At 61.5% G+C, this 234-nt stretch carries 1 protein-coding gene; it reads right to left on the bottom strand.

All coding sequences use genetic code 11. From position 1 onward, the window contains the following. Positions 1-150 precede the first annotated feature (150 nt). A partial coding sequence (pflM, locus tag LO50_RS24990; protein WP_162836520.1) for a lysogeny maintenance protein PflM occupies positions 151-234 on the bottom strand: 84 nt, incomplete at its 5' end.

Here is a 234-nt window from a genome sequence, read left to right as displayed (position 1 = left end):
CGGATCGGTGAAGCGTGATCCGACGAGCCGGGAGCGCGGCCCTGGACCTGATCAAATCCGAGTTGCGGCATGGCGGTGAGAATTGCTCCGATGGCTACCACCGTCAGGGACTGGCTAAGCACGAGCAACACGGTGATGACGTTCATGCGTTCACCCCACCAGCTCGAACGGTTCGTGGATCGGGACGTAGGGCGTTGGCTTGCCCGAGTCGTAGATAACGCTCCACCACTTCGC

Source organism: Stutzerimonas stutzeri (assembly GCF_000935215.1).
In the GTDB taxonomy this organism is placed as follows: domain Bacteria; phylum Pseudomonadota; class Gammaproteobacteria; order Pseudomonadales; family Pseudomonadaceae; genus Stutzerimonas.
Note: the sequence above shows the minus strand (reverse complement) of the source record. Positions and strands in the feature narration are given on the sequence as shown.